This is a genomic window from Streptomyces sp. NPDC049577, from assembly GCF_040675635.1.
Lineage (GTDB): Bacteria > Actinomycetota > Actinomycetes > Streptomycetales > Streptomycetaceae > Streptomyces.
Window position 1 is genome coordinate 1 of sequence record NZ_JBFAPH010000291.1, and the last position, 8,005, is coordinate 8,005.

Annotated in this window: 3 protein-coding genes and 2 pseudogenes; 1 reads left to right on the forward strand and 4 read right to left on the reverse strand. The window is 73.8% G+C overall.

Going from position 1 to position 8,005, the window contains the following annotated elements; translation table 11 throughout:
- Positions 1–470, forward strand: a pseudogene (locus tag AB0K09_RS25720) (pyrroline-5-carboxylate reductase); the annotation flags it as partial.
- A 59-nt stretch (positions 471–529) separates the two neighbouring features.
- On the opposite strand, the gene AB0K09_RS25725 reads toward AB0K09_RS25720, so the two are convergent.
- The 4 genes and pseudogenes from AB0K09_RS25725 to AB0K09_RS25740 form a co-directional block, all read right to left on the reverse strand.
- The gene (locus AB0K09_RS25725; protein WP_366067763.1) at positions 530–1,657 is read right to left on the reverse strand and encodes a hypothetical protein; all 1,128 of its coding nucleotides are present in this window, start codon (positions 1,655–1,657) and stop codon (positions 530–532) included.
- A complete protein-coding gene (locus AB0K09_RS25730) occupies positions 1,654–2,796 on the reverse strand; it encodes a hypothetical protein (protein ID WP_366067764.1) in 1,143 nt (380 codons plus the stop codon). The genes AB0K09_RS25725 and AB0K09_RS25730 overlap by 4 nt, the downstream gene beginning before the upstream one ends.
- Positions 2,793–6,545 (reverse strand): hypothetical protein, encoded by a 3,753-nt coding sequence (locus AB0K09_RS25735; protein ID WP_366067765.1) that lies wholly within the window; start codon positions 6,543–6,545, stop codon positions 2,793–2,795. The genes AB0K09_RS25730 and AB0K09_RS25735 overlap by 4 nt, the downstream gene beginning before the upstream one ends.
- A pseudogene (locus AB0K09_RS25740) lies at positions 6,542–8,005 on the reverse strand (hypothetical protein); the annotation flags it as partial. The gene AB0K09_RS25735 and the pseudogene AB0K09_RS25740, both read right to left, overlap by 4 nt.

The following is an 8,005-nucleotide window of genomic DNA, read 5'->3' on the forward strand; positions in this document are numbered from 1 at the left end:
CCGACGACCTGCGCCGAACCCTCGCCACCGGTGCCCCGATCGTCCGCGCCATCCCGCTGCCCGCCGTGCGCGAGCGCCGCTCCGTCACCGTGACCTGCCCCTCGCACCCGGTGGTGGACTCTCTCTTCGAACAGCTGGGCGGAGCGCTCCCCGTCGCGGACGAGGGCGCCTTCAACGTCTTCTCCGCACTGACCGGGACGCTCACCGCCCACTACGCCTACCTCGCCACGCTCACCTCGTGGGCCACCGGCCACGGCATCGCCCCCGAGGCCGCCGACCGGTATGTGCGCGGCCTCTTCCAGAACGTCGGCCGCTCACTGAGCGACGAGACACGTCCTCTGCACCAACTCGCCGCCGACCACGAGACGCCCGGAGGGATCAACGAGCGCATCCGCACCACCTGGTTCGATCCGGCCAACGCGGCGGCCCTCGCAAAGGCCCTGGACGGCCTCCTCGCCGATCTGAAGTAAGAGCGTCCGGCCGGCCGCTCCGGGCACCGGGCGGGCCGGGGTCAGGGGCGTCGCCCGTATCACCCGCTCTCGCGACCGGCGGCCTGCTCCGGCTGGAGCAGGCCAGTGCCGTACGGCATCCAGGTCAGGCCGAAGTCGTCGTCCTCGGCGCCGGCGGCGGTGACGACGACCGTGTGTCCCCGGCCCACCGGCAGGTGGAACGGGGTCTCCGAGGGCAGCCGCGAGGTGTCCTGGTTGTCGGATGCGAACTGCTGTCCGTACACGGCCGTTCCGTCCGCCATGACCGTGATCCGCAGTGTGGCCGGGGGCCGGCCGGTGCGGGCCCGGACGTGGCCGAGCAGCAGCCCGTCGGTGGGGGCGGTGTAGCGGACCGGCGTTCCCGGGACGGGGGCGCCGAGCCGTTGGCCCGTACCGAGCATCCGTACCTGTCCCGCCGCTTCCAGGTCGGCGACCCGCAGATGCGGGCGGGCCACCGTCACCAGGGTGGTGAGGACCCGTTCCGCGGTGGAGCCCGGCAGTCTCGCCGCCAGGCGGAAGACGGTGGTGTCGTGCAGCGGCGGCGAGGTCCAGGTGCCCTCGGTGGTGACCTCAACGGGCCTGCGGCCCCAGTCCATCGTGTACGTGGCCGGGGAACCGCGCCAGGTGAGGGTGACGCACTCCCCGTTCTTCACGTGGATCCGGTCGGGCCGCAGGTCCCCGAAGACGAAACCGTCGGGGAACTTCGCCAGCGCGAGGTCGGTGCCACGGGGTTCCCAGACCGTACCGTCGGCGGACGTCTCCTCGGTGATGCGCAGCCGAGCGGTGCCGGTGGCGGTGTTGACCCGGATCTGGCCGAGTGTGACGGTCAGCGGGGTCACTCCGGCCAGCCAGCCCCGGCCCCGCGCCGGGGTGAGGGTGAACACCGCCTCCCCGGGCGGTGTCGTCGCGGTGGCGGTCCAGCCGCCGCCCTGTTCCTCGCTCTCGCCGCCCGTGACCGCCACGGTGAGGGAGCCGGGTGCGGCGGTGAGCTCACCGGGGCCCGCACCGGTGGGCAGGGCCAGGACGATCTGCCGGCAGTGCGCGGGACGGGTACCCCCGCGCACGGTCAGCCGCAGGGTGGCGGTGCCGCCGGCCTGGAAGGGATCGGGGTCCGTCTCCAGGGCGTACGACAGGAGCGTGTCACCGCCCGGTGCCTGGGGCCCGCTCACCGGTCGATCACCTCGAAGGCGCCGGCGCCCTGCGGCAGCCACACCAGCCGCAGGGTGTCCCCGGTCTGCCCGCCGAAGTGGAGGAGTACCTCGGAGCCTTCGGGCACCGGAATGCTGACCGGCGTCTCCGTGGGCGGCCCGCTGCTGTTGTCGGAGGTGAAGCGCATCGTGTACTCGTTGGTCCCGGCCCGGTGGACGGTGGCGGCGAGGGTGGATCCTGCCGCGCCGGCGGCGGCCTGCAGGTAGCCGACCAGGGTGCCGTCGGTGCCGGCGCGGTAGTACTGCGAGGCGCCCGGGCCGGGTGTGGCGACCTGTTGGCGCGTGCCTTGCATCCGGGTGGTTCCGTTCACCTCCAGGTTTCCGACCTGGAGGTGAGGACGCTCGACCGTGACGGCGGTGGTCAGCGCGTGGACCAGCGGGGCCCCGCCGCTGCTGTCGTCGGTGGCGACCAGCATGAAGCCGGTGGTGCGCTCCAGTTTGGGCGACGGCCAGCTGCTGCACTGGCTGACGTCCTCGGACTCGTTCTCGCCCCAGTACAGCATGTACTGGGGGCCGCGGCTGCGCTCCCAGCTCAGGGTGACGGACTCGCCGTTGCCGACGGTGACCTTGTCCGGGCGGAAGTTGCCGACGTGGAAATCCGCGGGCCATTTGTCGACACGGAAGGTGGCATGGCGCTCGTGGTAGTCGCGCCCGCCGGCCGGAGCCGTCGATTCGGTGACCGTGAGCACGGCGGTGCCCACCGCCTCGTTGACCACGATGTACGAGACGACGAACGTCACCCGGAAGCTGCCGTCGAACTCGGGCTCACGGCCGGGCTCGAAGGTCACGAGGACCTGTCCGCCCACGCGCTCGGCCTTGGCACTCCAGCCGTTGCCGTGCTCCGGATCCGTTCCGCCTTCGATATCGGTCCAGAGGTCACCCGGCTCGGTCAGGGTGAGGTGCTCGGGCTCCGCACCGTACGGCAGCGCGATACGGACCCACTCGCATTCGGCCGCGGCTTCGGCCCGCCCGGTGACGGTCAGTTCCAGCCGGAGATCCTCCACATCGTCCGCGGTGCTCACGTTGACCACGCTCGGCACGGGGCGCAGTGTGTAGGTGAGCAGCGGCTCCTCTTCGCCGGAGCGGGCGTAGCGGATCACGCGGGGTCCTCCTCAAGCGCCGCGGGGCGCAGCATCAGATAGCCGGCACGGGCGTGCGGCAGAGCATCGTCGGGGTGGGGTGCGGAGTCGGCGGCCAGCAGCGGGCGTTCCGTCCACCGTGTGGTGCCGTCCTCCGCCCGTGGCTCGGCCCAGCTCCATTCGCCGTGCCAGGCGGCCGGGCGGATCATCACCAGGCCCTCCTCGTCGCCCGACCGCCCGTCTTCTTCGGAAGCGGTGAGGGCGCGGGTGGGGGCGAGCAGCGGGCCGAGCCGGAAGGCGGCCCGGATACGGCGCAGTGCTGCCTCCACCTCGTCGGAGGGGAGCTTCAGTTCGGTCACCGGCAGGATGCCGGTGGTGGCACGGACCGGGTTGTACGGGTCCGCGAGGACGGTGAGCCGGTGGGTGACCTCCTCACCGGGCGGGCGCACGGGCAGGGTCAGTGACTCCCCGTCGCCGATGTCGGCCAGGTAGGGGTCGTCGGTCTCGGGCGTGTTGACGTACAGGGTGGTGTAGTCGGTGGCGCCGCCCGGTCCGGTGGAGCTGGCGTAGTAGCCGATCAGTCCGTCCGTCAGCAGGGTCGGATGTCCGAGCCGTACCTGCCAGGTGTGGTCCGGGTACTCCTCCGGCGTGGGGTCCAGCGCCCGGCGCCAGCCGGGGTTGGTGAGCGGATCGCCCTTGAGTTCCAGATCGAGGCGGGCCCGGTAGACCGCGACGGGGCGGCCGACGAGCAGGGCCGGCGCGGCGAGGTCCCCCTCGGTGGAATCGGTGGTGTCGGACAGACGGGCGTCGAGGGTCGCCATGAGGGCGGTGAACGGGCCCGTGGGGCCGAGCAGCCCGGTGACCATGCCGGCCAGGTGCGGGTGGTCGCCGGCGAGGTCCTCCGCCACGGCGTACGGGGAGCCCGGCAGCGGCGTCCACTCGGTCCGCTCGCCCTGCTGCGGCGTGAGGATGACGCGTAGCTCCCCCAGGGCATCGCCTCCGGGCCCGTACACCAGCACGGTGTCGTCGAGGCGGTTGACGAGCAGCCAGCCGGACAGCGGCGAGACGGCCGTGCCGGACTTTGTGCCCGGCTCCGTGGCGGAGACCGAGCCGGGCTCCGTACGCAGCAGGGTCCGGGCCTCCTGGAGCAGCCGTGGCGGCAGCTGTACGAACCGGCCGGGGGAGTCGATGTCCGGCTTGAGGGGACGGCTCGGCCTGGCTTCGCCCCTGACCGCCACCCGGAGTTTCAGATGCTGGTCGCCGTCGACGGCGGTCAGCACGGCGCACCGGCCGAACCGGTCGATGATGCGCAGGTCCCGGAAGTAGAACTGGCCGGCCCGCACCGGCTGGAACCGGAAGTCCACGTCGTCGTCCAGGCCCCCGGGAGCGGTGACGTGCCCGGCCTCCCCGATCAGCGGGGCGATGTCCGCCGGGGTCACCTCCCGCGCGCCGGTGTCCCGCATCAGCAGGTGGTCGTTGAAGCCGTCGAGCGTCTGGCACAGCATGTCCAGTTCACCGAGGGTGCTGCTCAGCCCGGTCAGCGCCTTGGCGTCGGCGGGCGCGTAGGTGCCGGTCAGCCGCTTCGTCTGGGCGGCCAGTACGTGCGGCACGCTGGGGGTGAGGAACGCGCGGGCGGCGAACGAGATCCACTCGGGCCCGGTCTGGCCGTTGCCGGGGTCGGTGCCGGTGCCTAGCCAGGTGTACGAGCCGTTCTCGAAGCTCCAGTGGCGGCCTTCCTCCGTTTGGTAGGGGGCCGGGCAGTAGCGCAGGTCCCACTGGAGGTACATGGGCAGCCAGGGCTGCTGCCACACGGCCGTGTGTTCGGCGGGAATTCCCCGCAGATAGCGTTGGGGGGCGGCGAGCGCGGTACGCAGGGCGCTGCGCTCCGGGTCGTTGGGCTCGTCCGGATCGGGGGTACGGGCGGCGCGGTCCAGCAGCGCGAACTCGGCGAGCAGCGCTTGGCCGGGCGCCGGCAGCACCGGCAGGGCGAGGGGTGCGGGGTCGGGGAGGTCCAGCGGTGGCAGTTCGGTGGGCGGCGTCCACCACTCGCCGTCGACCAGCACGCGGTGGAGCATCCCGTCCACGGTGCGGCAGGGCAGCGGGTCCTCCGGGGCCCGGGTCAGGGGCGCGGTGACGCCGGCGCCCTCGACGAGCACCACCGGATCGCTGGTGCGGTGGTAGGGCTCCTCGAAAGTGCGGCGCAGCTCCAGTTCCGGCGGCAGGCGGTGTCGCTCGGCGTAGGCGTCGATGGCCGCCTGGACCTCTTCGGAGGTGGTGCCCTGCGGGATGCCCTCGGCGAGCTCGGCGATGCGGGCGGCGGCACCGGCGGCCTGGTGCGCGAGGCTGCCCGCGGCCTGCGGATCGAGCTCGGTGTCGGCCCTGTCGTCGAAGCCGTCGGGATGGGTGCCGGGGAGCTGCCGCAGCCACCACAGGGTGCGCAGCCGCTCGCGCAGCCCGGCCAGGCGGATGGTGGTGGCGTCGAACTCCCGCTGGTCCGCGTTGAGCCGGTCCAGCCACGCGGGCAGGTTGCGGATGCGCGTGGGCACCGGCCCGCCGCGGCCCTCGTCGGCGCCGTCGACACCGGGGCGGGGCACGATGATCCAGGTGGTGCCGCCGGCCGAGGCCCCGAACGACGCGGTGTGCGCGGTGCGTTCCAGCTCGGCCTCGCCGTCGGCGAGGTCGTAGGAGTCGATGGTGCCGTGGTAGAGCGCCTCGACCAGTCCGGCGGTGCGGGCCGAGCGGGTCTGCTGCACGGTGAGCGCGGCCAGGGCGTCGGCGGTGCTGTGCCCGACGGCCACTTTGGGTACGTAGTGGTCGGGCCGGGCGTCGGGCTTGGGTTCGTTGCCGTAGTACTCCCAGGTGACGCCGAGTGCGGTGCCGCTGTAGACGGTCCGGACGGGGCCGGTGTCACCGGCGGCCGGGTCCGTCTCCTGGCCGTCTTCGGCGTCGGTGAGGTCGGGCAGTGACCAGCCCAGGGCCCGCAGGACGTCGGCGACGCCGTCCGCGTCCGGGGGCAGCAGGCCGGGGATGTCGGCGGCCCTGCGCAGGATGTCCGCGTCGTCGTCGGAGTACCAGCCGATCACGCAGTAGCCCAGGGTGGTGTCGGCGGGCTTGTTGTGCCCGGATCCGGCGAGGTCCTGGAGGGTGTCGTGGAAGGAGAAGACGTTCGGGTGGTAGGGCTGGAATCCCGCGAAGGCGGCCAGCCCCGGCCCCGCGGCCGTCAGGAACAGCTCGACGGGCTCGGGCTCCTCCCACTCCTGCTGTCGCAGGTCGACGGCGCGGCCGAGCCAGTCACGCTGGGCCTTGCCGGTCTCCGGGTCGGCCGACAGGAAGGGCGCGTGGCCCTTGCCGTGGGCACCGTTGTAGTGGGCGATCTCCAGGTAGTCGCTGTGCACGAGCCAGGCGGCGGCCCGCACGGTCCCGGCGCCGGGCCGCCCGGAGGGCACGGTGTGGTGGCGCACGACCAGCCATCGGTTGGGCACGAGCGGGAAGGTGGTGTCCCCGGTCTCCGGGTCGTAGTGGGCCGTGGCCAGGGCCTCGGGCAGCTGCCACTGGAGATACACCCCGGTGTCGGGCAGCGAGGTGCTCTGGCCGGGGGCGGGCTCGGCGGCCTCCTTGTCCCGCAGCATGCGGCGGAAGTCGGGCTGGAACCGCTGGAACGAACCGGGGCCGCGCACCTGCTCGTTGACGACGAGGGCGTGCAGCTGGACGGGGACGATCAGGTCCGGCGCGACGGCGGGAGCGCCGGCGCCGGCGGGGGAGTCGGTCATGCGGAGCTCCGGTCGGTCGTGGAGGTGGGGTCGATGGCACCGGGCGTCAGCCTTTGCAGCTGCGGGCTGTTGACCAGGTTCACGGCGAACTGGGCCGGCGTGAGGTCGTCCATGCCCTCCTGCTCGAACGCCTCCGCGAGCGCGGGCACCAGCCCGTCCGGGCCGCGCAGCCGCAGCACGTCCGGTGTCTCGCCGGCCGGCCGGGGCCGCAGGTGGCGGGTGAAGACGGTGGCCCCGCCGGGGTCGTCCAGCGGCGGGTACGTCTTCCCCAGCGGTTCGCCCAAGGGCAGGTCCGCCTCGCCGCCGATGTTGCGCATTCCGATGACGTCCCCCTCGTCGATGCCGAAGTGGATGCCCTGCCCCGGCTCCAGGATCTCGACGGTGTCGGGGACCTCGCCGAAGAGGACGAGCAGGGTGTCGTCGGCGATCCGGTCCTTCCGCAGCACCGCGACCGGCGTCCCGTTCAAGGTGGCGTCCAGGGGGAAGTCGGGCCAGGCCCGTACCAGGGCGGAACGGATCAGCAGCCCTGCCCGGGGCTTCTCGGCGGGGCTCCGCCGGGAGGCGATGGCCGTGCGCAGATGCGGGTGGAGGTCGCGGTCGGCGGTGGTGCGCAGGCCGAGGTCGGCGGCGCCGGCGACGACGGCGTCGAGCCAGCCCTCGTCGATGCGGAACATCCGCAGCGACTCGGCCGGCAGCATCCGCTCGTCCGGGACGAGGTGGCTGAACGGGATGCCGTGCAGCAGGGCGAGCCGGTCCAGCCAGTCGGCGAGCGACCGGGCGGAGCGCGCCGCGGCCGCCGACAGCAGTTCCACCGCCCGGGCACCGGCGAGCGCGGCGCGCCCGGCGTCCCGGTCGCGTCGTGCCGGCCCTTGTGCCATGGCGGGCGGTGGTTCTTCCGGGGGCGGTGCGGCGAACGCCCCGGCGAGCGACGGACCGGCCGGGCCGCCGAGTTCCCGCAGCCCGTCGAGCCCCCTGCGCCCGGTGGCGCCCGGCCCCGTGCCCGTGCGCGAGCGCGCCGGGTCGCCGGCGGTCGCCCGGATCTCCGCGGCCTGGTTGGCCAGCGCCCGGCGGGCGCGGGTCATCTCGGAGGCGAAGGAGGGGTCGGCGAGCGCGGCGGTACGGCCGAGCGTCCAGGCTGCCGCGTAGCTGACGTCGAACAGGCCGTGCTCGCGCTCGTAGATCAGCGCGTGGTCCGAGGTGGTCTGCCCCGTCTCGAAGGCCTGTCCCGGGACGACGGGCGCGGTGACCGGGGCGGCCGGGCCCCGGTACCAGGCATAGGTGAGCTCACCGGAGAGCGTGCGGTACGGCAGCGGGACGTGGCCCAGGGCCAGCCGCCTGCGCGCGTACGCCTCGGCCGCGTCCCCGTCCGCGCCGGGCGGGGGCGGGGTGAGCTTCAGGGCGAGGTTCTCCGCGTTGGCCGGGGCGGGGAGGCCGGGGGCGACGAGCCCGCGCAGCAGCGC